Below are 21,198 nucleotides of genomic sequence, written 5' to 3'. Positions count from 1 at the left end.
GTGGTATCAGGCCAGCGCGGCCGCGGCGTTGCGCACGGCGGCGCGGTAGGTGTCCTTGTGGACGTAGTACGCCATGCGTTCGAGCTTGAGGTACTTGAAGCCGCCGGACATATCCGGCGGCGGCCCCTGGATGGCGGCCTCGAAGCGCTGCGCGGCCGGGGTACCGCCATCCAGCCCCTTGAAGAAGCGGGCCACCAGCTCGGCCTGTTCGTAGCGACCCTGCCAGCCGATGCCGCTGGCCTCGATCATGCCCAGCACGGCCAGGCGCTTCCAGCGCGGGGCAAAGATGTTCAGGTGCAACTGCGGCGCCATGCCCTGCCAGTTGAGGTGGGCCTGGTCGATGAAGGGGTAGTGCAGCTTGTAGCCGGTGGCGGCCAGCACCATGTCGTAGTCCTGCTGGGTGCCGTCCTTGAAGTGCACGGTGTGGCCGTCGAAGCGGGCGATGTCGGGCCGCACGCGGATGTCGCCATGGCCCAGGTGGTGCAGGATGAGCGAATTGACCACCGGGTGCGATTCGTACATCTTGTACTCGGGCCTGGGGAAGCCGAAGCGTGTGGGGTCGCCGGTGAACCACTTGAGGACGATGCTGTCGACCTTCTGCTTGAGCCAGGGCGGCAGCGGCTTCTTGCCGCCCAGCGTGTCGGCCGGTTTGCCGAAGACGTACTTGGGCACGAAGTAATAGCCCCGGCGCACCGAAATGTCGACGCTGGCGGCGTAGTGCACCGCATCGACCGCGATGTCGCAGCCCGAGTTGCCGGCGCCGACGATGAGCACGCGCTGACCCTTGAACTGCTCGGCGTGCTTGTAGGCCGAGGTGTGCAGCAACTGGCCGTCGAACCGGCCTTCAAACGCGGGCATGTTGGGCTCGGCCAGCGTGCCGTTGGCGATGACCACACCCTTGTAGACGGCGCTGTCCTGGCTGCCATCGGGGTTCTGCACGGTCACGCGCCAGGATGATTCGGGCTGGTCGTTGACCGGCTCCACACGCAGCACGCGGGTGTTGAAGCGAAAGTGCCGGCGCAGATCGAAGTGGTCGGCAAAGTCGCTGAAGTAGCGGCACAGCTCGCGGTGGCTGGGGTAGTCGGCCGTGCCCTCGGGCATGGGAAATTCGGTGAACTCGGTGGTGCGCTTGCTGGAGATCAGGTGCGCCGATTCGTAGACCGTGGAGCGTGGGTTGGCGATGTTCCACAGGCCGCCGACATCGCTGTACGCCTCGAAGCCCTGAAAGGGGATGCCGAGCTTTTGCAGGTTGCGCGCACCGGCGAGGCCCGAGGGACCTGCACCGATGAGGGCGATCATCTGGTCGGTGGGCACGTTGGCGGTGATGGCAGGGCCGGTGGCCGCTGCCGCCTGGGCTTGGTTGTCTCGCATCATTGTTGTTGTGTGATTGGGGAATCGATGGGCGCCGGGTTCAGGTGGCTGGTGGCGGAGGTGGCTGGCCGCTGGTCAGACCCGGAATGGGGGTGCTGCCCGCTTCACCCGGGCGGGGCTTGCGTGGCTGGCGCAGCAGGAGGCGGTCGTGCCAGCGTGCGGGCAGGCAGGCCAGCAGGCGCGAGAGCCAACCGATGTGGCGCGGCAGCACGATGTGTTCACGCCCGTGCGCCACGCCCTGCAGCAGGGCCCGGGCGGCGACATCGGCCTCCATGAGGCCGGGCATGGCAAAGCGGTTGCCGGCTGTCAGGGGCGTGCGCAGGTAGCCCGGGCTGACGGTGTGCACGCTGAGGCCGGTGCCACGGCACTCGGCGCGCAGGCTTTCCAGGTAACGGATCAGGCCGCCCTTGCTGGCGCAGTAGGCACCGTTGCCGGGCATGCCGCGCCAGCCGGCGATGCTGGCCACGCCCACCAGTGCGCAGCGGGCACCGGGGGTCTGGCGCGCGGCCTTGACGAAGGGCTGGAAGGTGACGGCCGGGCCGAGCAGGTTGATCTCGAGCATGCGGCGCATGACGGCCAGATCGCCGGCATCGGCCGTGTCCATGCCACCGGCGACGCCGGCGTTGGCCACCACCAGAGCGGGCAGGCCTGCGACTTCGATGGCCTGCGCGGCCATGGCCTGCATGGCGATGCTGTCGGACACATCGACGGTGTGGATGGCGGTGCGACCGGGGGCCAGGTCGGCCAGGGTCTGCAAGGCATCGCGGTTCAGGCCCACCAGCGTGACATGGGCGCCGGCGGCCAGCAGCTCGCGCGCCAGGGCCTGGCCCAGGCCTCCACAGGCACCGGTGACGACGGCATGGCGAAAGGGCAGCGCGGATGGATTCATGACAGGCGCAAACAAAGTGCTTGTGTGGCACTGTAGAAGGGCAGCAGAATATTCCGGAATATTTTGTGAAATCGTCTCGGATTCAGAGATTCATGAACCCAACGTCTGCTGCCAGCCCCGGGCTGCGCCTGTTCGATCTGCTGGAGGTGCTGGTGCGCGAAGGCCGGCCGCTGACCCTGGCCGAAGCGGTGGCCGCCAGCGGCTGGCCCAAGCCGACGGTGCACCGACTGCTGGGCCAACTCGAAGCGGGCGAGCTGCTGGCCCGTGAGCCTGACGGACGGCGCTATGCGGTGGCGCCACGCCTGCTGCGCCTGTCGGAGTCGGCGCTGGCGGGCAGCACGCAGCAGGGCGTGCGGCACGCGGTGCTGCGTCAGCTGGTGGCCGATGTGGGCGAGAGCTGCAACCTGACGGCGCTGTCGGGTGCCGAGGTGGTGTACCTGGACCGGATCGAGTCGGCGTTTCCGCTGCAGTTCAACCTGCGGCCGGGCACACGGGTGCCCATCCACTGTTCTGCCAGCGGCAAGCTGCTGCTGGCACACCTGCCCGCCGCCCAGCGAAATGCGCTGCTCGAGGGTCTTCCGCTGGCGAGCCATACCGCCACCACCCTCAGCAGCCGCGAGGCCCTGGAGGCCGAGTTCCGGCGCATCCGCAAGGACGGCTATTCGGTGGATGCCGAGGAATTCGTGGAGGGGCTGGTCTGTGTGGCCGTGCCGGTGCCGGCACAACATGGCGGCATTCCGCGCTGTGCGGTGGCCTTGCAGGCGCCCGTGGCCCGCATGAGCCTGGCACAGGCGATTGAGCGACTTCCACGCCTGCAGGCGGCCGCGCAGGCATTGGCGCGCACCTGGGGGGTGGGCTGATCAGGCCGGCACCGGGCCGGCGCTGTGGCCGGGGGAGCAGTTGCCAGTCGGCGCGGGCGCAACGGCGGGTGCTGCGGGGGGCTGCAGGGCTTCCAGGCTGTGGATGAGCTGGTCGATCTGCGACAGGAAGTCCTCGCGGCTGTGGTGCGGGCTGTCGGTGATGAGGCGGGTGGCCTGTTCGGCCAGGACGGGACGGCCGGCTTCGCGCGCCCAGCGGCGCACGTCGCAGTAGGCCAGAAAGGCCAGCCGGCCCAGGTCACCGCGCCGGCGGGCGTGGTGAAGGTCGGCAAGCAGGTCTTCCAGCAGATCCCAGCGGCTGTTCATGGCATGGCTTTATGTTGCAGTGCAGCACAGTCTGTGCAGCTTGGCGCGGGCTGTCAAGCGCTGTAGTCGACAGATCAGTCTAGAGGGCGACGAGCGGCGGGTGTGGCTGGCAGAGCTGTGTCACTGCGCCGAGGCGGGCAGGCCGAACACCTTGTCGAAAGCCAGGTTGAAGACGAAGGTGTAGATCAGGAAGAAGACGATCAGGCCCAGATCCAGCACGAAGGCCTGCCAGAGGCTGATCTCCAGCCACCAGGCGAAGAGCGGCACCAGCGTAACGACCAGCCCGCCCTCGAAGCCGATGGCGTGGGCAGCACGGCGCCAGAAATTGCGGCCACGCACGGCCTGGCGGGCTTCCCAGCGCTCGAACAGGGTGTTGAAGATGAGGTTCCACGCCACCGCGATGGCCGATGCCGCCACGGCGGCCACGCTGGCATGGCCGACGCTGCTGCTGGAGAGCAGCGCCAGACCGGCGGTGGAAGCGGCGATGGCGATGAGTTCGTAGAGGGTGACGTAAACGATCTTGCGGCGGATGCCTTGCATGGGTGATGTCAGGGGTCGTGTCAGGGGTGGTTGATGTGCGCTTCGTAGCCCGCCTCGGCCAGCGCGGCGGCGATGTCCTCGGGCGAGATCATGCCCGTGTGGTTGACCCAGGCGGTCTGTTCGGCCAGGTTGACGTCGGCCTGGCTGACGCAGGGCAGGTCTTGCAGCTCGAACATGACGGCGTCGGCATCGTCTTGCGTGCGCAGGCCGGGGAGGTGAAAGATGGTCTCGGGCATGGTGTTTTCTAACTTTCGAAAATATTTGTCTGTACTTTTATTTTTATCTGTCATATGATGCACCCATGGCGAGGCGGGTCTCTGGATCCTGCACCTCACCAAACCGGTGGCGCCCCTGGCCCCGGTCCGCTGCGGCCGATGCCGTGCGCGTTGTCCTGCTGAGCTAAGGACACCACGTTTTTTCTTTCCCTACCAGCTTTCTGAGGCAATGCCTGTGGTCTTTGACCGGCGGCGCTGCCACAGCCTCTCTCTGTGCTGTCGCGATCGCCTTGTCTGGCGCCGGCTGGCACATCTCTCTCTCTGTTCTGAAAGGCTCTGACATGAGCAACACCAAACTGTACGTGGGCAACCTGCCTTATTCCATCGATGATGGCGCCCTGCAGCACAATTTTTCCGAGTTTGGCGACGTGACGTCCGCCAAGGTCATGATGGACCGCGACAGCGGCCGTTCCAAGGGTTTCGGCTTTGTCGAAATGGGCACCGCCGAGCAGGCTGAAGCCGCCATCCGTGGTCTGAACGGCATGTCCGTCGGTGGCCGCTCGATCGTGGTCAACGTCTCGCGTCCCAAGGAAAGCTCGGGCGGCAGCTACGGTGCTGGCAACGGTGGTGGCTACCGCGGCGAGCGCCGCTCGTCCTACTGAGCACCCGCTGACCTCCGGCAACGGCCCTTGACGGGCTGACGCCAGCCAGCCAGAAACCCCGCCCGAAACGGCGGGGTTTTTTCATGGCCGGGCGGCTGAGGGGTACCGGCTGCGTGCTGTCGATAATGGAAGAGCGCCCCCTCCTGGTCCCCATGGATAACGACGCCTCTTACCCCCCATCCCGCCGAGCCTGGCTGATGCTGCTGGCCCTGTCAGCCGCGGCGGCCTGCTTGCTGTGGTTGCCATTGGACCTGAATGCACGCAAGGGGCTGGCGCTGCTGGTGTTCATCGGCCTGCTGTGGCTGACCGAGGCGCTGCCGCTGCCGGTGACCTCACTGCTGGTGCCGCTGGGTGCGCTGCTGCTGGGCTTTGAGGGCCTGAACACCACACGGGCGCTGGCGCCCTTTGCCGACCCGATCGTGTTCCTGTTTCTGGGCGGCTTTGCGCTGGCCACGGCCCTGCGGGTGCAGCGGCTGGACCGCATGCTGGCGGTGGCGCTGCTGCGCCTGTCGGGCGGGCACCTGGGGCGGGCGGTGATGCTGCTGCTGGGCGTGACGGCCTTGCTGTCCATGGGCATCAGCAACACGGCCACGGCCGCGATGATGCTGCCGCTGGCCCTGGGCATCCTGGCGCCGCTGACTGGGGACAGCGACCACCGTACGCGCGTGTTCGTGCTGCTGGGCGTGGCCTATGCGGCCAGCCTGGGGGGCATGGGCACGCTGGTGGGATCTCCGCCCAACGCGATCGCCGCGCGCGCCGCGGGCATCGACTTTGCGCAGTGGCTGTGGATCGGACTGCCGATGGTGGCGCTGCTGATGCCGCTGATGTTGCTGACCCTGTGGCTGGTGCTGCGCCCGCACCTGGACCGACGCATCGACATCGACCTGGAGCCTGTGCCCTGGACGCGCGAGCGCGTGCTGACGCTGGCGGTGTTTGCGCTGACGGCGGCGGGCTGGACGCTGGGTGCCGCCCCGTTGAAGACCCTGGGCATCCAGAGCCCGGACACCTTTGTGGCGCTGGCCGCGCTGGTGGCGCTGGTGGTGCTGCAACTGGCGCGCTGGCAGGACATGATGCGGCACACCGACTGGGGCGTGCTGATCCTGTTTGGCGGCGGGCTGGCGCTGGGCGAGGTGCTGGGCTTGTCCGGCGCGGCGCTGGTGCTGGGGCAGTTGATGGCGGGCACGCTGCAGGGCGCCAGCCTGTGGTGGACGCTGCTGGCGGTGGCCGTGTTCATGGTGCTGCTGAGCGAGTTTGCCAGCAACACCGCGGCCGCCGCGCTGCTGGTGCCGGTGTTTGCGGCCGTGGCGGCCCCCATGGGCTTGCCGCCCGAGGTGCTCATCGTGCTGGTGGCGCTGGCCGCGTCGTGCGGCTTCGCGCTGCCGGTGGCCACACCGCCCAATGCGCTGGTCTTCGGCACCGGGCTGGTGCCCCAGCGCAGCATGATCCGCGCCGGGCTGGCGCTGGACGGGATGTGCGTGGCGGTGCTGGTGGTGGCGGCGCTGCTGGTGCTGGGGATTGGGCAGTGACACCAAGCCAGCGGGCTGTCGTGGCCCGGCTGGGCACCACCCAGACCCTGGCCTGGGCCTCGTCCTATTACCTGCCGGCGCTGCTGGCGGCACCCCTGTCGGCCGAACTGGGGTTGCCGGTCACCAGTGTGTTCGGTGCCTTCACGCTGGCGCTGGTGATCTCGGCGCTGGTGGGTCCGCGCGCCGGGCGCGCCATCGATGAACTGGGCGGCCGCACGGTGCTGCTGGCCACCAACGTCCTGTTTGCACTGGGCCTGGCCAGCCTGGGACTGGTGCAGTCCGAATGGCAGCGCTGGGCCGCGGTGGAGACCGCAGCTGAAGAGGCTGACCAGCGCCCTCAGTTGCGGGAGGTCAGCGCCGCCCCACGCCAGGTGCCCCGCTGGATGGGCATGGCCATGGCCACGGTGTTTGCCATCACCTGGTTCACCAGCACCGCCATGGCGGCCCACCTGCCCACCCTGCTGCAGGCGCAGGGCCTGAGCCAGGCGGCCGCTCTGGGCGTGGCCATGCTGGTGGGGCCGGCCCAGGTGGCCGGGCGCTTGCTGGAGTTCGGTTTCCTGCGCCATGTCCATCCCTTGCTGTCGGCCCGGCTAGCGGCGGCCACCCACCCGCTGGGGGTGGTGGGCTTCATGGCTTTCGGTCCGGCGGCGGCCTGGCTGTTTGCGGGCCTGCATGGCACAGGCAACGGCATCCTGACGATCGCCAAAGGCACGTTGCCGCTGGTGGTCTTCGGTGCGGCGGGTTACGGACAGCGGCAGGGATGGCTGATGGCACCGGCGCGCATCGCGCAGGCCGCGGCCCCGGTGCTGTTCGGTCTGGCGGTCACGCAATGGGCCAGCGGTGCACTGTGGCTGACCGCCGGCCTGGGTGTGCTCGCGCTTCTGATGCTGCAGGCCATGGCAGCCCACCTGCCCCGCTGAAGCTCAGGTCGCCACCGCGCGATCAAGCGCCTGGTCGATGTCCCAGAGGATGTCGTCGATGTGCTCCAGGCCCACCGAGATGCGCACCATGTCGGGCGGCACGCCGGCGGCCAGTTGCTGAGCCTCATCGAGCTGGCGGTGCGTGGTGCTGGCGGGGTGGCTGATGAGGGTGCGTGTGTCGCCGATGTTGACCAGGTGGCTCATGAACTGGGCGCTCTCGATGAACTTCACGCCGGCGGCCATGCCACCCTTCACCCCGAACGCCAGCAGGCCCGAGGCACCGCGCATCTGCCGCTTCATCAGGTCATGCTGCGGGTGGCTGGCCAGGCCAGGGTAGCTGACCCAACCCACGCGCGGGTCGTTCTGCAGGTATTGCGCCACCGCCAGCGCGTTGGCGCAGTGCCGCTCCATGCGCAGCGGCAAGGTCTCCACCCCCTGCAGGATCTGCCAGGCGCTGGTGGGCGCCAGAGACGCACCGAACACGCGCAGGCCTTCCATGCGGCAGCGCATGGTGAAGGCAAAGTCACCAAAGGTCTCGAAGAACTTCACGCCGTGGTAGCCGGGCGAGGGTTCGGTCATCCCCGGAAACTTGCCATTGGCCCAGTCGAACCTGCCGCCCTCGACCACGACGCCACCCAGGGTGGTGCCGTGCCCGGCCAGGTACTTGGTGGCGCTGTGCACCACGATGTCGGCGCCGAAGCGGATGGGGTTGCACAGGAAGGGGCTGGGCACGGTGTTGTCCACCACCAGCGGCAGACCATGCGCATGGGCGACATCGGCGATGGCCTGGATGTCGAGCACCACCATGCTGGGGTTGCCGAGCGTCTCGGCGTACAGGGCGCGGGTGTTGGACCGAATAGCGGCCGCGAAAGCCTCGGGGTCGGTCGCATCGACAAAGGTGGTCTCGATGCCGAATTTCTTGAGGTTCACCGCCAGCATGGTGACGCTGCCGCCATACAGCGCACCGGCCGCGACCACGTGGTCGCCGGCCTGCAGCAGCGTGGTCAGCGCCAGGGCCTCGGCCGCCATGCCACTGGCCGTGGCCACGGCGGCGCGGCCGTTTTCCAGTGCGGCGACGCGCTCCTCCAGCGCCGCCACCGTGGGGTTGGACAGGCGCGAGTAGACGTTGCCGAAGGTCTGCAGGTTGAACAGGCTGGCCGCGTGGTCGGCGCTGTCGAACACGAAGCTGGTGGTCTGGTAGATGGGCAGGGCGCGCGCGCCGGTGGCGGCGTCGGGGATCTGGCCCGCGTGGATGGCCAGGGTCTCGGGCTGGAAATTGCGGTCGGCCATGGCGCTCAGGGGTTGCGGGGACGGTGGGCGGAAATCACCCGGGTGTTGACGCCGGCCCAGTTCAGGCCACCGAACAGGCGGGCATGCTCGATCTTGACGCAGCGGTCCCAGATGCTGTCCAGACCGGCATCGGTGGCGATGCGGTCGGCCTCCTCGCTTTTGAGGCCCAGCTGCTGCCACAGCGTCTTCGCACCGATGGCGACCGCGCTTTTCGCAATCGCGGGAATCTCCTCGACCTTGCGGAACACGTCGACCATGTCGACCGGAAACGGAATGTCCTCCAGGCGGGCGTAGCTCTTCTCGCCCAGGATCTCGGGGTAGCGCGGGTTCACCGGCACGATGCGATAGCCGTGCTCCTGCATGTACTTGGCAGCGAAGTAGCTGGGCCGGTGCCATTCGGCCGACAGGCCAACCACGGCAACGGTGCGGTCGCGCGCCAGGATGCGGCGCAGGGTGGGAATGTCGTCTTGCATGGTCCCGACACAATAGCGCCATGGCCACCGAACGCAAGGCCCTGCCTGTCATCGACCCGACGCGCTGCACCGGCTGCGGCTGGTGCGTGGGCGTGTGCCCGCCGCATGTGCTGTCGCTGCAGGCCGCCCCCGGCTGGCAGAAGAAAAGCACGCTGCACGATGCCGACGCTTGCACCGGTTGCGCCCTGTGCGCGGTGCGCTGCCCGTTCGATGCGATCGCGATGCGGCGCCCGCAAGCCGCCTCACCGGGCGACCACCCGGGCTGACTCGGCGCCTACCCTGCGTGCGCGCGCAGCCATGCCACGATGTCGGAGGTGACCTCGTCGCGGTTGGTCTCGTTCAGGATTTCGTGGCGACCACCCGGGTACAGCTTGACCGTCACGTCGGCCAGACCCGCCTTGCGGTAGCGCTGGCCCAGCAGCTCGATGAGCGCGCCGCCGCCGGCCAGCGGATCGGCATCGCCTGAGGCGATCAGCACCGGCAGGTCGCGGCGGATGCCGGCCAGCAGCACGGGATCGCCCACCCGGGATGCGGGCGCGAACAGGGCGGGAATCACATCGGCCGGCACGTCCCAGCCGCACCAGGGGTTCGCCACGTAGGCGTCCACCTCGGCGGGGTCGCGCGACAGCCACTCGTAGCCCGTGCGGTGTTCAAAGCCCGCGTTGAAGGCTTCGAGCCCGGCGGGCCCGTCTGCGGGCGCATTGGCCATAGCGGCAGCAAACGCGTCCAGCGCGGTCGATCCGGACAGCACCACGCCCGACCAGGTGGCGGAGTGGTCGAGCAGGGCCGCCTGCGCGGCGAACGAGCCCATCGAGTGCCCGAACAGAAACACCGGCAGGCCGCCGTGCTGCGCCCGCAGGGCAGCACCGAACTGGGCCACATCGGCGATCAGGCCACCAAAGCCGGCGGCGCCGAAGTCGCCCAGCCGCCCGTCGGCGGTGCGGCCGTGGCCCCGGTGGTCGACCGCGTGGACCACGAAGCCGGCCGCGTTGAGCGCCCGGGCAAAGCGGTCGTAGCGCTCGCCGTGTTCAGCCAGCCCGTGCGCGATCTGCACCACACCGGTGGTCGGGCCGGACACGTCAGACCAGGTGTAGGTCACGACCCGGGTGCCGTCTGCGTTGGAGAGAAAGGAGGAGGTGGAGGTGCTCATCGCTCCATTGTCACCCTGCAGACCCTGCGTCCGACCTAGTGAAAACGGCAGGGCGTTCCGATGTGGTCAGGCGTCGATCTGCATCGCCGGGCGGGCTTGCACCTTCTGCAGCCAGGCGTTCGTGATCGGGTGCTGGTCCACCGGCGCACCCAAGTAGACGCTGTAGCCGATCACCGACGCCACGATCAGGTCGGCCAGGGTGTACGCCTCGCCCAGCAACCAGGGCTTGTTACTCAGGTTCGTCAACGGCCCTTCCTCGCCGAATGAACTAGGTGGAAAACCCAAACATCACTGGCAGTTCCCGCTGCATTACGGTCCTTCTCGCCTAATGCAGTTGCTGAACCTTAGCCCTTCTGCGCCAGCCAACCCCGCCAACTCCCCAGCTGAGTGATCTCAGTCCCATCCTCGACCCCGATCGCCTCACACACAAACCCGCTCACCCAAGTCCCATCGGCCAGCTTCACCTTGCCGATCCCCAGCGGGGCGGGGATGCCGTCGACGATGCTGCCGAAGTGTTCGGCGAGCAGTTCCCAGACTTCCATGTCAATCGCAGCGCCGCCTTCCGCCACGCGCACGATGCCCGGCCGCTGGACCGGGCCGCCGGCGAGGGCGTAGAACTTGTATTTGGGCGCGGACTGCACCGCGCCGAGCAAGCGCGCGCCGCGCTGGGTGAGCTGCCAGTTGAGCGGCAGGCCGCTGAGGTGCGCGCCGCAGACCGCGACCTTGACCGTGTCGGCGGCGTCGCGGCCAGCCTCGACCCCGTACGCGTTTCGACCATGGCACCTTCTCCGCCTTGCAGGCGGCGTACCCCGAGGCGCAGATTCCGGTGGCGCTGCTGTTGGTGCTGAAAAGCTGCGACCCGGCTGCGCTGGGAAGACCTGGCGCACTGAAGGTCCTCAGGCCGAATGCGTATAGCCGATCCGACGTCAGCGCGCAGAGCGCGCGGCACATGGGCGTTCCGGTTTTTGCCCTATTGTCCCGGCGGCAGCGCAGCTTGCCGCACTGCGTCAGGATGCTCCACCTGTCCGCACGGTGCGGACAATCCGTTTTGGAGCAACCCATGAGCGACCTGTCGCAACCCCAGAATCCGCCCGTCCTGCTGGACAAGATGCAGTGGCGCTACGCCACCAAGAAGATGGACGCGTCCAAGGCCGTGCCGCAGGACAAGGTCGAGCGCATCATCGAGGCCGCCCGCCTGGCGCCCACCTCCAGCGGCCTGCAGCCGTTTGAAATCATCGTGATCACCAGCAAGGCCGTGCGCGAGCAGATCCAGCCCATCGCCTGGAACCAGGCCCAGATCACCGACGGGTCGCACCTGCTGGTGTTCGCTGCCTGGGACCACTACACGGCCGAGCGCATCAACCACATGTTCGACCTGGTGAACACCGAGCGTGGCTTCACCAACGAAGGCTGGGAAAACTACCGCCAGATGCTGCTCAAGAACTACCCGGTGCGTGACCCGCAGGTCAACTTCGAGCACGCCGCGCGCCAGGCCTATATCGGTCTGGGTGCCGCGCTGATCGCGGCCGCCTTCGAAGAGGTGGACGCCACGCCCATGGAAGGCTTCGACCCCGCCAAGCTCGACGAGATCCTGAAGCTGCGCGAGCGCGGTCTGCGCAGCGTCGCCATCGTGCCGCTGGGCTACCGCGCGGCCGAAGGCGACTGGCTGGTCAACCTCAAGAAGGTGCGCCGCCCGCGCGAGCAGTTCGTCACCGAAGTGAAGTAACGACCGGTCGCCGAGGCCGGGGCCTTCAGCGGAAGAAGGCCTCGACCTGGCCCTTGAGCTTGATCATCAGCGGCTGGCCACGGCGGTCCAGCGTCTTGGGCGAGGGCACCGCGATCCAGCCTTCGCTGATGCAGTATTCCTCGACATCGTGGCGCTCATTGCCGTTGAAGCGGATGCCGATGCCGCGTTCGATGATCTCGCGCTGGAAGAACTTGCTGCGCGGATCGACCGACAGGCGGTCGGGCAGGGCGAGGGGGGTAGAGGGCGTGGTGTCGGACATGGCGATCGCTCAGAAAACAGCTTGGGCGCGATTGTCCCGCATCATCTGGCCGATCACGGCTCAGCGTGGCGAATAGGCCAGACCCGAAGCCACCCCGCCGAACAAGTCGCCTTCAACCAGCGCGACCCCCGGAAACTCCGCCTGCAGCGCCTGCTGGAAGGGCCGCAGGGCCGATGAGCCCCCGGTGAGATAGATCGCGTCCAGGGCACCATCGCCCAGACCGGCGCGCTGCACACACTCGCGCGCACAGGCCACCGTGCGGGCCAGCAGCGAGTCCAGGTCGTGCTGCATGGCGTCCAGCGACAGCGGTGCCTGCAGCGCGCGCTCGACAAAATCCAGGTCCACCACCGCGTCGGTCGCACCCTGCGAGCAGCGGATCTTGGCCTGCTCGACCGCATGGGCGATGTGGTGCCCGTGGCGCTCGCGCAGCACCGCCATCAGCCGCTCGTGCAGGCGGGTGTCGCTGTAGTTGACCCGCAGGTTCTGCGCCTGCGACAGCGCCCGTGGCAGGTACAGCCACTGGATCAGGTGCCAGGTGGCCAGATCGATGAAGACGCGGCTGGGCACTTCGCGCTGTTGAGGGCCCAGGTGCCGGTAGCCCAGCAGCGGCATCACCTGGCCCAGGCTGATCTTCTGGTCGAAATCCGTGCCTCCGATGTGCACGCCCGTGGTGGCCAGCACATCGCCACTGCGATCGGCTTGCAGGTGCCGTTGCGGACCCAGCCGCACCACCGTGAAGTCCGAGGTACCACCGCCCACGTCCACCACCAGCACGACGCTTTCGCGGTCCAGGCGCCGTTCGTAGTCCAGGGCGGCGGCGATCGGCTCCAGCTGGAACGACACCTGCTCGAAACCGACGGCCTGCGCCGCCTCCAGCAGGGACTGCTGGGCCTGGGCATCGCGCACCGGGTCGTCGTCGACAAAATGGACCGGGCGTCCCATCACCACCTGCGTGGGCGCGATGCCCAGCGCCTGCGTCGCGCGTTCACGCAGGGTGGCCAGAAAGGTGGCCACGATGTCCTGAAAGCTCACCAGCCGGTGGTTGACCTCGGTCTTGTCCATCAGCAGCGGACTGCCCAGCAGGCTCTTGAGCGATCGCATCAGCCGCCCCTCGGTGCCCGCCAGGTACTGGGCCACCGCATCGCGCCCGAAGTGGGTGGTCTGGTCCTCGGCGTTGAAGAACACGGCTGTGGGCATGGCTTGCGCCGCGCCCTCCAGCTCAATCAGGCGGGCCGCGCCGCCGTCCGGCGCCCAGGACACCGCCGAGTTGGAGGTGCCGAAATCGATGCCGAGGGTGCCGCGAAGCGATGAAGTCATGGGGGGAGGGATGCGCTGGGGAGCCGGGATTCTGCCAGCATCCACCCTGCCGTTACCCGGCCCCTTCAGCATCCAGGGGTGGATGCGCCATGGGTGGCAACCGTCCCTTCTGCCGGCTGACCCGGCCCTGCGCCAGGTAGTGGCTCATGCGCCAGATGTGGTGGGCGCTGCGCTCGATCCAGCGGAAACAGTCGGTGCGCTGCAAGGCCTCCACCACATTGGGCTGGCCCGCCGGCGCGTGGCGCAAGGCGTCCTGCCGCATCTGGCGCGCCTGCGCGGTCAGGCCGGTGGCGGCCAGCTCCATCTCGTCGATCACCGAACCCAGTTCATGCGACCTGAGCCCGGCCTTGGCCATGTCGATGATGCGCTGGCTGGCCTCGAACGCCCAGCCAAAATCGGCGCCCGACAGCTCGGTGCGGACCTGCAGCAGGTCGTGCAGGCGGGTACGAAAACGCAGCAGGTGATCAATGGCGTGCAGCTGTGCGATGCGCGGCGCCACCAGCCGGTCATCGTCGGCAGGTACCTCGATGCGGCCGACAAAGTCGTAGACGCGGTTGATCTCGCGGTCGAACTGGCGCAGCCGATCGGCCAGGTCGTCGGACGCCTGGTCACGCAGGCGCCCGTCGTAGATGGCCAGGGCTTCATCGGCCAGCTGCTCCAGTGCGCGCTCGGACGCTTCCAGCGCCACCGCCGGCAGCGCCAGCAGCGTGTCGTCCAGCCGCGCCGACGCCAGGCCGGCCCCATCGGGCAGCAAGCGCTCCACGTAGCGGGCAAACGGGCCCGCAAAAGGCAGAAAGACGATCACCCCGACGGCGATGAACAGCGTGTGGAAGGCCGCCAGGCTGCTGGCGCCGGCGTCCAGCCCGGCGTGCACCCCCAGCCAGTCGATCACCTGGTGGAACAGGGGCAGCAGCACGATGGCGATCACCCCGGCAGCGGCATTGAACAGCACATACGCCAGCGCGGTGCGCTTGGCGTGGATGGTGCCCCCGATGGCCGACAACACCCCGGTCATGGTCGTGCCGATGGCCGCCCCCACCACCAGGGCGGCGGCCTGGTCGAAGTTGATGGCACCGGCGTGCAGAGCGGCCAGCGTCGTGGCAATGGCGGCGGTGGACGACTGCATGACCGCGGTCATGGCCAGTCCGATGAGCATCACGGCAATCCGAGCGCCGTAACCCCCGGTGGGCAGCGACGCCAGGTTGAACAGCCCGGCAATCTGCTTCATGGCCTGCTGCAAGGTGTCAAGCCCCAGGAACATCAGCCCGAAGCCGGCCATGGCCATGCCCAGCGCCTGCCAGCGCCCCCGGGCCAGCAGTTTCATGAAGGCCCCGATGCCCACCAGGGGCAGGGTGTAGAAACCCAGGTTCACCTTCAGGCCCAGCCCGGCCACGATCCAGCCGGTGGCCGTGTTGCCCAGGCTGGCGCCGATGAGCACCCCCACCGCTTGGGCAAAACCGATGAGACCCGCACTGACGAAGCCGATCAGCGTCACAGTGGTGGCCGAGGAAGACTGCACCAACATGGTGATCAGTCCACCGGAGAGCATCGCCTTGAAGGGCGTGCCGGTGAAGCGGATCAGACCCCGTTGCAGGGCGCCGCTGGCAAAACCCACCAGGCCGTCGGACATGAGCATCATGCCCACCAGAAACAGGCCCAGGCCGCCGGCGAACGGAATCAGGAAATCGAACATCGCTGCCATTGTGACGACATGCCTTGAGGGCAGCGACCCGATCGTGCCTGCCACCCACGGGCGATCAGGTGCATATGCACAAACTAGGTAATCTGTTTTTAGGATTTTTTAGCCATATTTATGTAAAATTTAATACCCATAGCCGTTATCAAAATAACCCGTCCGTACCCATCATGTCAGCCCCATCGACCCGTGAAACCAAGCATGTCGTCATGGTCGTGGATGACCGGGAGGATGACCTCTACTACGCCTCCGTGATCCTGCAGAAGACCTGCTCGGACTGCGATGTGCGCACTTACCTCAACTCGGAACAGGCCCTGGAAGACCTGCGCACCCGGGGACACGAGGTGGATCTGGTGCTGCTGGACGTGGTGATGCCGGCCATGAACGGCCTGGAGTTTCTGCGCGCCTACGCCGACCTTCAGCAGCAGGGCCGGGCCCGGGCCAAGGTGGCGGTGCACTCGGCCTTCGGCGACCTGCCCGAGGTGTCGGCGGCCATGAGCCACCCCAGCGTGGCCCACTTTGTCGAGAAGCCCATGAGCCGCGACACCGTCCGCGCCCTGCACGACCTGCTGGCGCGCTGACCATGGCCGGCGATGCTGCGGCCTAGAATGGCCGGCACATGAGCCACGCCGACCGCATCGCCGCCATCGACTTCGAAACCACGGGCGTATCGCCCACCCGGGGGGATCGTGCGACCGAGGTCGCAATCGTCATGACCGAAGGCGGGCGCGTCGTGGACCGCTTCCAGAGCCTGATGAACACCGGGGTGCCGATCCCGCCCTTCATCACGCAGCTGACCGGCATCACCAACGCCATGGTCGCGGCTGCGCCGCCCGCCGCACAGGTCATGGCCGACGCGGCGCGCTTCGTGGGTGACACGCCGATGGTGGCGCACAACGCCGGCTTTGACCGGCGCTTCTGGCAGGCAGAGCTGACCGCGGCCGGCTGCGCGGCCGATCAGGCCTTTGCCTGCACGGTGCTGCTGTCGCGCCGCCTGTACCCGGACGCGCCAAGCCACAAGCTCGGCTCCCTGATCGACTGGTTCGGCCTGCCGCGCACCGGCCAGGCCCACCGCGCCCTGGCCGACGCGGAGATGGCAGCCGAACTGCTGGGCCGGATCCGGCACGACCTGATGATGCGTCACGGTGTGCCCCGTCCCGATCACGCTTTTCTGCGCGAGCTGCAGGCCTGCCCGGCCCGTCAGCTGCCGCGCTTTCTCCAGACCCGCCGCGAATCGACAGTTGTAGCCTGAGTACCGGTCTGCTCCGATCCGGGCAGCTGGGCACGGTCATGGGCGCATGGTAAGTTCTGGCAGAGGAGCCGTGCACACCATGACCGTCACCGAATGGCACAACCTGCCAGCCGACGAGGCTCTCCAGAAACTGGACACCGCGGCCGTCGTCGGCCTGACCCCCGCTGAGGCCGAACGGCGCCTGCGTGACCACGGCGCCAACCGCCTGCCCGAAGCACCGCGACGCCCGGGGTGGCTGCGCTTTGCCCTGCAGTTCCACAATCCCCTGATCTACGTGCTGCTGGTGGCTGGTGGGGTGACGGCGATGCTGGGCAGCCATGTGGATGCCGGCGTGATCATGGGCGTGGTGCTCATCAACGCGGTCATCGGACACATCCAGGAAGGCAAGGCAGAGCAGGCGCTGGCGGCGGTGCGCAGCATGCTGGCCGAGCGGGCCACCGTGCTGCGTGGGGGCGAGCGACACCAGATCGACGCCGCGCACCTGGTGCCGGGCGACATCGTGCTGCTGGAGGCCGGCGACCGGGTACCGGCGGATCTGCGCTTGCTGCAGACCCGCAACCTGCGCACCATCGAATCGGCGTTGACGGGCGAATCGACCACGGTGGAGAAAGACAGCCTGGCGGCGCCCGCCGACGCCGGCATCGGCGACCGGCACGGCATGGCGTTCTCGGGCACGCTGGTGGCCTACGGCACCGGAACCGGCGTGGCGGTGGCCACCGGCGCCGCCACCGAGATCGGCCGCATCGGCACCCTGGTGGGCGACGTGCAGACCCTGGCCACCCCCCTGACCCGGCGGCTGGACCAGTTTGCCCGCCAGATCACCGCGTTCATCCTGGTGGTGGCCGCGCTGACGCTGGCCTACGGCCATCTGGTGGTGCAGATGCCGATGATGGACCTCTTCCTGGCGGTGGTGGGGCTGGCGGTGGCGGCCATTCCCGAGGGCATGCCGGCGGTGGTGACCATCGTGCTGGCCATCGGCACCCGCGTGATGGCGCGCAAACGGGCGATCGTGCGGCGCCTGCCGGCGGTGGAGTCGCTGGGCTCGGTCACGGTGATCTGCAGCGACAAGACCGGCACCCTCACGCGCAACGAAATGACGGCCGTGCTCGTGGTGCTGCCCGAGGGCGAGATCAGCGTGAGCGGCACCGGCTACGCGCCCGAGGGCGGCTTCCACCGCGATGGCGAGGTCCTGGCGGCGGACCGCGATGCGGCGCTGGTCGCATTGCTGCACTGCGCCCTGCTGTGCAACGACGCCCGGATCCGGCGCGGCGAAGACGGCCAATGGACCCTGGCGGGCGACCCCACCGAGGGCGCGCTGGTGACCCTGGCCCACAAGGCCGGCATGGATGCCGCCACCCTGGCGCAGAACCATCCCCGGCTCGATGCCATTCCCTTCGAGTCCGAGCGCCAGTACATGGTGACCCTGCACCACGACCACGCGGGCCACCACGAGCTGCTGCTCAAGGGCGCCCCCGAGCGCGTGCTGGCCCTGTGCCGCACGCAGCAGGGCGGACAGGCCCTCGACGCCGCCTGGTGGCACCAGGCCATCGAGCGCGCCGGTGGTGGCGGCGAGCGCGTGCTGGCCCTGGCCCGCTGCGACTGGCCAGCCACGCAGCACGAGGTGCAGACCGAAGACCTGGCACCGCGCTTCGAGATGCTGGGCCTGGTGGGCATCATCGACCCACCGCGCGAGGAGGCCATTGCCGCCGTGGCCGAATGCCAGCAGGCAGGCATCCGCGTGAAGATGATCACCGGCGACCATGCGGTGACCGCCGCCGCCATCGGCCGGCAACTGGGCCTGAACGCCGATCGCGCACTGACCGGCGACGTGATCGCCACGCTGGACGATGCCGCACTCAGGCAGGCGGCGCAGCAAACCGACGTGATCGCGCGGGCCAGCCCCGAACACAAGCTGCGCCTGATCGCCGCGCTGCAGGCGCAGGGCCATCTGGTGGCGATGACCGGCGACGGCGTGAACGATGCGCCGGCATTGAAGGCCGCCGACATCGGGGTGGCCATGGGCGGCAAGGGCACCGACGCGGCGCGCGAGGCCTCGGACCTGGTGCTGACCGACGACAACTTCGCCACCATTGCCCGTGCGGTGCGCGAGGGCCGCGTCGTCTACGACAACATCAAGAAGTCATTGATGCACATGCTGCCGACCAACGGCGGCGAGGCGGGCGTCATCCTGCTGGCCATCTTTGCCGGTCTGCCGCTGCCGGTGACCGCCGGCCAGATCCTGTGGGTCAACACGGTCACCTCCGTCACGCTGGCCCTGTCGCTGGCTTTCGAGCCTGCCGAGCCCGGCGTGATGCGCCATCCCCCACGCCGCCCGGACGAACCGGTCATCACCCGTGCGCTGGGCCTGCGCATCCTGTTCGTGATCGCGCTCATGGTGATGGCCACCTTCTGGGTGTTCCACTGGGAACTCGGTCGCGGCGCGAGCCTGGAGACCGCGCGCACCGCCGCCGTCAACACCATCGTGTTCTGCGAGCTGTTCTACCTGTTCAACGTGCGGCACTTCACGCGCCACGCGCTGCGCGCCGACACGCTCACAGGCAACCGCGTCGCGCTGCTGGTGGCCGCCATCCTGGTGGTGCTGCAACTGCTGTTCACCTACGCCCCGCCCATGCAGCGGCTGTTTGCCAGCCAGCCGCTGCCCGGCGATTCGTGGGCCATGATCCTGACCATGGGAGCGATCCTGTTCGCCCTGGTCGAGTTGGAGAAGGCCCTGCTGCGTCGCACCCGGGTGCGACGTCTGTGAACCCCCTGCCTGATACGAGGAGAGTCCCGATGCCACTGACCCGACACATCTTCACCGCCGTGGACCTGTCACCCCCGTCGCTGCAGGCGCTGGACCGCGCCCTTGATCTCTGCGCGGCCACTGGCGCGCACCACACGGTGATGCATGCGCTGGGCCTGGACGCGCTGGGCCCGCTGCGCAACCTGATCGGTGCGCAGGCCGAGGACGTGGCCCGGAAGGCGGTAGCCCGCCAGCGGTCGGCCATCGAAACGGCCCTGCAGGCACCCGGCCGACAGCGCACCCCGGCGCCCACGGTACGGGTGGAGGAAGGCTTGGCCACCACGGTGGTGCCCGCCCATGCGGCCGCCACCGACGCCGACCTGGTGGTGGTCGGCTCGCGCGGTGAGAGCGTGCTCAGGCGCATGGTCATCGGATCCACCGCCTCGCGCCTGCTGCGCAAGAGCCGCTGCCCGGTGCTGGTGGTCAAGAACCCCTGCCTGACACCCTACCGGCGAGTGCTGCTGCCCATGGATTTCTCGCCGGGATCGGCCCTGACGATCCGCCTGGTGCGCGAGCTGGCACCACGGGCCGATCTGGTGCTGCTGCACGTCTTTGATGTGCCCTTCGAGGGCATGCTGCAGTACGCCGGCGTGTCCGACGACGTGATCCACCAGTACCGCATCGAGGCTCGCGAACGGGCTCTGCAGCAGATGCGCGAGCTGGCCGCCGCCCAGGGATTGGCGGTGGGCGACTACACCCCGCTGGTGGAGTACGGCGACGCCGTGGCCCTGATCACCGGCCACCAGGAGCGACTGGGCTGCGACCTGATCGCCATGGGCAAGCACGGCACCCATGTGACCGAGGAACTGCTGCTGGGCAGCGTCACCAAGCGCGTGCTCTCCGAGGGCGATGCGGACGTGCTGGTGGTGGTGGACAAGCGCGGGCCGCAGAACAGCGCCTGAGCGATCAGCGACATGGCGCTGCACACGCTGACGCTGTTGGTGGGCGGTCTGGTGGTTCTGGTGGTGGGGGCAGAACTGCTGCTGCGTGGCGCAACACGACTGTCGGCCATGCTGGGGATTGCGCCGGTGCTCATCGGCTTGCTGGTGGTGTCGGTGGGCACCAGCGTTCCGGAACTGGCGGTGGGTCTGACATCGGCCAGCGAGGGCACAGCCGCCCTGTCGGTGGGCAATGTGACGGGAGCCAACCTCATCAACCTGTTGCTGATCCTGGGCATCAGCGCTTGGCTACGCCCGCTGCCCACCGACAGCCTCAGTGTGCGACTGGATGTGCCGGTGATGGCCATCGCCAGCACCGCCCTGTTTCTGCTGGCGATGGACGGCGCCCTGGAACCGGGCGAGGGCTTGCTGCTGCTCATCGGCGGAGTGGCCTATGTCGCGGCGCTGTTTCGCACCAGTCGGCGGGAAGACCGTGCCACGCTCGGAGAATTTGCCGATTCCTTCGCACATGCACCGGTGGCGTCGGCCGGTCAGGCCATGACTTGGGGCATTCACATGCTGACCCTTGCGATAGGCATTGCAATGACCGTGCTCGGTGCCGACTGGCTGGTGGACGGCGCGGTGGACCTGGCCAGCCAGATGGACGTTTCCCAGTCGTTGATCGGTCTGACCATCGTGGCGGTCGGGACCACGATGCCTGAACTGGTCACCACCCTGGTGGCCACCGCGCGCAACCAGCGCGATGTGGCCATTGGCAACCTGGTCGGCAGCTGCATCTTCAATGTGCTGTTGATTCTGGGCGTCACGATCAGTCTGTCAGAGGGTGGCATTCCCATCGGACCCACCCTGCGCTGGATCGATCTTCCCCTGGCGGCGGCGGTTGCCCTGCTGAGCGTGCCGGTGTTCCGTACGCGCCGCGTGGTCTCGCGATGGGAAGGGGGCATGCTGGTGATGGGCTATCTGGCGTTCATGGTTTCACTGCTGGTCTGGCGGACCTGATCGCGG

The 21,198-nt window shown here is 68.2% G+C and carries 24 protein-coding genes; 11 read left to right on the top strand and 13 right to left on the bottom strand.

Annotation, left to right across the window (positions count from 1 at the left end; translation table 11 throughout):
* Positions 1 to 6: 6 nt before the first annotated feature.
* Together ACFQNJ_RS14315 and ACFQNJ_RS14310 are read right to left on the bottom strand one after the other, a co-directional pair.
* The gene (locus tag ACFQNJ_RS14315) at positions 7 to 1,371 is read right to left on the bottom strand and encodes a flavin-containing monooxygenase (RefSeq protein WP_382258764.1); all 1,365 of its coding nucleotides are present in this window, start codon (positions 1,369 to 1,371) and stop codon (positions 7 to 9) included.
* Positions 1,372 to 1,411: 40 nt separating this feature from the next.
* Positions 1,412 to 2,260, bottom strand: a complete 849-nt coding sequence (locus ACFQNJ_RS14310; protein WP_382258761.1) for an SDR family oxidoreductase — start codon at positions 2,258 to 2,260, stop codon at positions 1,412 to 1,414.
* Between the two features lie 92 nt (positions 2,261 to 2,352).
* On the opposite strand from ACFQNJ_RS14310, the gene ACFQNJ_RS14305 reads away from it, so the two are divergent.
* Positions 2,353 to 3,120 carry an IclR family transcriptional regulator gene (locus ACFQNJ_RS14305; protein WP_382258758.1) on the top strand — a complete coding sequence of 256 codons (768 nt, stop codon included), beginning with the start codon at positions 2,353 to 2,355 and terminating at the stop codon, positions 3,118 to 3,120.
* Here ACFQNJ_RS14305 and ACFQNJ_RS14300 read toward each other — a convergent pair whose 3' ends face one another.
* The 3 genes from ACFQNJ_RS14300 to ACFQNJ_RS14290 all read right to left on the bottom strand — a co-directional run bounded on the left by ACFQNJ_RS14300 (position 3,121) and on the right by ACFQNJ_RS14290 (position 4,220).
* Entirely contained in the window at positions 3,121 to 3,444 is a 324-nt protein-coding gene (locus tag ACFQNJ_RS14300; RefSeq protein ID WP_382258755.1) for a hypothetical protein, read from the bottom strand.
* Between the two features lie 120 nt (positions 3,445 to 3,564).
* Positions 3,565 to 3,984 (bottom strand): PACE efflux transporter, encoded by a 420-nt coding sequence (locus ACFQNJ_RS14295; protein ID WP_382258753.1) that lies wholly within the window; start codon positions 3,982 to 3,984, stop codon positions 3,565 to 3,567.
* 20 nt (positions 3,985 to 4,004) lie between these two features.
* On the bottom strand, positions 4,005 to 4,220 hold the full coding sequence (locus ACFQNJ_RS14290) for a heavy-metal-associated domain-containing protein (protein ID WP_382258750.1): 216 nt from the start codon (positions 4,218 to 4,220) through the stop codon (positions 4,005 to 4,007).
* Between the two features lie 320 nt (positions 4,221 to 4,540).
* Between ACFQNJ_RS14290 and ACFQNJ_RS14285 the strand changes: the two genes are divergently transcribed.
* The 3 genes from ACFQNJ_RS14285 (at position 4,541) to ACFQNJ_RS14275 (ending at position 7,307) form a co-directional block, all read left to right on the top strand.
* Positions 4,541 to 4,861, top strand: coding sequence for an RNA recognition motif domain-containing protein (locus ACFQNJ_RS14285; protein WP_382258747.1), 321 nt, complete (start codon positions 4,541 to 4,543; stop codon positions 4,859 to 4,861).
* Between the two features lie 152 nt (positions 4,862 to 5,013).
* On the top strand, positions 5,014 to 6,387 hold the full coding sequence (locus ACFQNJ_RS14280) for an SLC13 family permease (protein WP_382258744.1): 1,374 nt from the start codon (positions 5,014 to 5,016) through the stop codon (positions 6,385 to 6,387).
* Positions 6,384 to 7,307 (top strand): MFS transporter, encoded by a 924-nt coding sequence (locus ACFQNJ_RS14275; protein WP_382258741.1) that lies wholly within the window; start codon positions 6,384 to 6,386, stop codon positions 7,305 to 7,307. The genes ACFQNJ_RS14280 and ACFQNJ_RS14275 overlap by 4 nt, the downstream gene beginning before the upstream one ends.
* Positions 7,308 to 7,310: 3 nt before the next feature.
* Here the strand turns inward: ACFQNJ_RS14275 and ACFQNJ_RS14270 are convergent, their stop codons facing one another.
* Both ACFQNJ_RS14270 and ACFQNJ_RS14265 read right to left on the bottom strand, forming a co-directional pair.
* Positions 7,311 to 8,597 carry an O-acetylhomoserine aminocarboxypropyltransferase/cysteine synthase family protein gene (locus ACFQNJ_RS14270; RefSeq protein WP_382258738.1) on the bottom strand — a complete coding sequence of 429 codons (1,287 nt, stop codon included), beginning with the start codon at positions 8,595 to 8,597 and terminating at the stop codon, positions 7,311 to 7,313.
* A 5-nt stretch (positions 8,598 to 8,602) separates the two neighbouring features.
* Complete coding sequence (locus tag ACFQNJ_RS14265; protein ID WP_382258735.1) at positions 8,603 to 9,070, bottom strand: CoA-binding protein; 468 nt, start codon at positions 9,068 to 9,070, stop codon at positions 8,603 to 8,605.
* Positions 9,071 to 9,090: 20 nt separating this feature from the next.
* Between ACFQNJ_RS14265 and ACFQNJ_RS14260 the strand changes: the two genes are divergently transcribed.
* Positions 9,091 to 9,336, top strand: coding sequence for an ATP-binding protein (locus ACFQNJ_RS14260; protein ID WP_382258732.1), 246 nt, complete (start codon positions 9,091 to 9,093; stop codon positions 9,334 to 9,336).
* Positions 9,337 to 9,344: 8 nt separating this feature from the next.
* On the opposite strand, the gene ACFQNJ_RS14255 is transcribed toward ACFQNJ_RS14260, so the two are convergent.
* The 3 genes from ACFQNJ_RS14255 to ACFQNJ_RS14245 form a co-directional block, all read right to left on the bottom strand.
* Positions 9,345 to 10,220, bottom strand: coding sequence for an alpha/beta fold hydrolase (locus ACFQNJ_RS14255; RefSeq protein WP_382258729.1), 876 nt, complete (start codon positions 10,218 to 10,220; stop codon positions 9,345 to 9,347).
* A 66-nt stretch (positions 10,221 to 10,286) separates the two neighbouring features.
* Positions 10,287 to 10,466 carry a glutathione S-transferase family protein gene (locus tag ACFQNJ_RS14250; RefSeq protein WP_382258726.1) on the bottom strand — a complete coding sequence of 60 codons (180 nt, stop codon included), beginning with the start codon at positions 10,464 to 10,466 and terminating at the stop codon, positions 10,287 to 10,289.
* Positions 10,467 to 10,564: 98 nt separating this feature from the next.
* Positions 10,565 to 11,107 carry an allophanate hydrolase-related protein gene (locus ACFQNJ_RS14245; RefSeq protein WP_382258723.1) on the bottom strand — a complete coding sequence of 181 codons (543 nt, stop codon included), beginning with the start codon at positions 11,105 to 11,107 and terminating at the stop codon, positions 10,565 to 10,567.
* Positions 11,108 to 11,280: 173 nt separating this feature from the next.
* On the opposite strand from ACFQNJ_RS14245, the gene ACFQNJ_RS14240 reads away from it, so the two are divergent.
* Positions 11,281 to 11,946, top strand: a complete 666-nt coding sequence (locus ACFQNJ_RS14240; RefSeq protein WP_382258720.1) for an NAD(P)H-dependent oxidoreductase — start codon at positions 11,281 to 11,283, stop codon at positions 11,944 to 11,946.
* 25 nt (positions 11,947 to 11,971) lie between these two features.
* Here ACFQNJ_RS14240 and ACFQNJ_RS14235 read toward each other — a convergent pair whose 3' ends face one another.
* The 3 genes from ACFQNJ_RS14235 to ACFQNJ_RS14225 are packed head-to-tail and all read right to left on the bottom strand — an operon-like array spanning position 11,972 to position 15,236.
* Entirely contained in the window at positions 11,972 to 12,226 is a 255-nt protein-coding gene (locus tag ACFQNJ_RS14235; RefSeq protein WP_382258717.1) for a DUF3297 family protein, read from the bottom strand.
* A 60-nt stretch (positions 12,227 to 12,286) separates the two neighbouring features.
* The gene (locus tag ACFQNJ_RS14230) at positions 12,287 to 13,543 is read right to left on the bottom strand and encodes an Hsp70 family protein (RefSeq protein ID WP_382258714.1); all 1,257 of its coding nucleotides are present in this window, start codon (positions 13,541 to 13,543) and stop codon (positions 12,287 to 12,289) included.
* A 52-nt stretch (positions 13,544 to 13,595) separates the two neighbouring features.
* Entirely contained in the window at positions 13,596 to 15,236 is a 1,641-nt protein-coding gene (locus tag ACFQNJ_RS14225; RefSeq protein WP_382258711.1) for a Na/Pi cotransporter family protein, read from the bottom strand.
* 173 nt (positions 15,237 to 15,409) lie between these two features.
* Between ACFQNJ_RS14225 and ACFQNJ_RS14220 the strand changes: the two genes are divergently transcribed.
* From ACFQNJ_RS14220 to ACFQNJ_RS14200, 5 genes are all read left to right on the top strand, one after another.
* The gene (locus tag ACFQNJ_RS14220) at positions 15,410 to 15,820 is read left to right on the top strand and encodes a response regulator (RefSeq protein WP_382258708.1); all 411 of its coding nucleotides are present in this window, start codon (positions 15,410 to 15,412) and stop codon (positions 15,818 to 15,820) included.
* A gap of 38 nt (positions 15,821 to 15,858) precedes the next feature.
* Positions 15,859 to 16,491 carry a 3'-5' exonuclease gene (locus tag ACFQNJ_RS14215; protein WP_382258705.1) on the top strand — a complete coding sequence of 211 codons (633 nt, stop codon included), beginning with the start codon at positions 15,859 to 15,861 and terminating at the stop codon, positions 16,489 to 16,491.
* A gap of 79 nt (positions 16,492 to 16,570) precedes the next feature.
* A complete protein-coding gene (locus ACFQNJ_RS14210) occupies positions 16,571 to 19,255 on the top strand; it encodes a cation-translocating P-type ATPase (RefSeq protein ID WP_382258702.1) in 2,685 nt (894 codons plus the stop codon).
* Positions 19,256 to 19,284: 29 nt separating this feature from the next.
* Positions 19,285 to 20,196, top strand: coding sequence for a universal stress protein (locus ACFQNJ_RS14205; protein ID WP_382258699.1), 912 nt, complete (start codon positions 19,285 to 19,287; stop codon positions 20,194 to 20,196).
* Between the two features lie 12 nt (positions 20,197 to 20,208).
* Positions 20,209 to 21,192 (top strand): calcium/sodium antiporter, encoded by a 984-nt coding sequence (locus ACFQNJ_RS14200; protein ID WP_382258696.1) that lies wholly within the window; start codon positions 20,209 to 20,211, stop codon positions 21,190 to 21,192.
* The last annotated feature ends 6 nt before the right edge of the window (positions 21,193 to 21,198 follow it).

Origin of the sequence: Hydrogenophaga bisanensis (genome assembly GCF_042665135.1) — a bacterium.
GTDB classification, from domain to species: domain Bacteria; phylum Pseudomonadota; class Gammaproteobacteria; order Burkholderiales; family Burkholderiaceae_C; genus Hydrogenophaga; species Hydrogenophaga bisanensis.
Note: the sequence above shows the minus strand (reverse complement) of the source record. Positions and strands in the feature narration are given on the sequence as shown.

Excerpts from the sequence above, each read along its gene's own strand:
- ACFQNJ_RS14295 (WP_382258753.1), bottom strand. The coding sequence starts at position 3,984 with ATGCAAGGCATCCGCCGCAAGATCGTTTACGTCACCCTCTACGAACTC.
- ACFQNJ_RS14285 (WP_382258747.1), top strand. The coding sequence starts at position 4,541 with ATGAGCAACACCAAACTGTACGTGGGCAACCTGCCTTATTCCATCGAT.
- ACFQNJ_RS14240 (WP_382258720.1), top strand. The coding sequence starts at position 11,281 with ATGAGCGACCTGTCGCAACCCCAGAATCCGCCCGTCCTGCTGGACAAG.
- ACFQNJ_RS14205 (WP_382258699.1), top strand. The coding sequence starts at position 19,285 with ATGCCACTGACCCGACACATCTTCACCGCCGTGGACCTGTCACCCCCG.
- ACFQNJ_RS14235 (WP_382258717.1), bottom strand. The coding sequence starts at position 12,226 with ATGTCCGACACCACGCCCTCTACCCCCCTCGCCCTGCCCGACCGCCTG.
- ACFQNJ_RS14225 (WP_382258711.1), bottom strand. The coding sequence starts at position 15,236 with ATGTTCGATTTCCTGATTCCGTTCGCCGGCGGCCTGGGCCTGTTTCTG.
- ACFQNJ_RS14255 (WP_382258729.1), bottom strand. The coding sequence starts at position 10,220 with ATGAGCACCTCCACCTCCTCCTTTCTCTCCAACGCAGACGGCACCCGG.
- ACFQNJ_RS14310 (WP_382258761.1), bottom strand. The coding sequence starts at position 2,260 with ATGAATCCATCCGCGCTGCCCTTTCGCCATGCCGTCGTCACCGGTGCC.
- ACFQNJ_RS14220 (WP_382258708.1), top strand. The coding sequence starts at position 15,410 with ATGTCAGCCCCATCGACCCGTGAAACCAAGCATGTCGTCATGGTCGTG.
- ACFQNJ_RS14265 (WP_382258735.1), bottom strand. The coding sequence starts at position 9,070 with ATGCAAGACGACATTCCCACCCTGCGCCGCATCCTGGCGCGCGACCGC.
- ACFQNJ_RS14315 (WP_382258764.1), bottom strand. The coding sequence starts at position 1,371 with ATGCGAGACAACCAAGCCCAGGCGGCAGCGGCCACCGGCCCTGCCATC.
- ACFQNJ_RS14200 (WP_382258696.1), top strand. The coding sequence starts at position 20,209 with ATGGCGCTGCACACGCTGACGCTGTTGGTGGGCGGTCTGGTGGTTCTG.
- ACFQNJ_RS14305 (WP_382258758.1), top strand. The coding sequence starts at position 2,353 with ATGAACCCAACGTCTGCTGCCAGCCCCGGGCTGCGCCTGTTCGATCTG.
- ACFQNJ_RS14260 (WP_382258732.1), top strand. The coding sequence starts at position 9,091 with ATGGCCACCGAACGCAAGGCCCTGCCTGTCATCGACCCGACGCGCTGC.
- ACFQNJ_RS14215 (WP_382258705.1), top strand. The coding sequence starts at position 15,859 with ATGAGCCACGCCGACCGCATCGCCGCCATCGACTTCGAAACCACGGGC.
- ACFQNJ_RS14290 (WP_382258750.1), bottom strand. The coding sequence starts at position 4,220 with ATGCCCGAGACCATCTTTCACCTCCCCGGCCTGCGCACGCAAGACGAT.
- ACFQNJ_RS14210 (WP_382258702.1), top strand. The coding sequence starts at position 16,571 with ATGACCGTCACCGAATGGCACAACCTGCCAGCCGACGAGGCTCTCCAG.
- ACFQNJ_RS14280 (WP_382258744.1), top strand. The coding sequence starts at position 5,014 with ATGGATAACGACGCCTCTTACCCCCCATCCCGCCGAGCCTGGCTGATG.
- ACFQNJ_RS14270 (WP_382258738.1), bottom strand. The coding sequence starts at position 8,597 with ATGGCCGACCGCAATTTCCAGCCCGAGACCCTGGCCATCCACGCGGGC.
- ACFQNJ_RS14300 (WP_382258755.1), bottom strand. The coding sequence starts at position 3,444 with ATGAACAGCCGCTGGGATCTGCTGGAAGACCTGCTTGCCGACCTTCAC.
- ACFQNJ_RS14230 (WP_382258714.1), bottom strand. The coding sequence starts at position 13,543 with ATGACTTCATCGCTTCGCGGCACCCTCGGCATCGATTTCGGCACCTCC.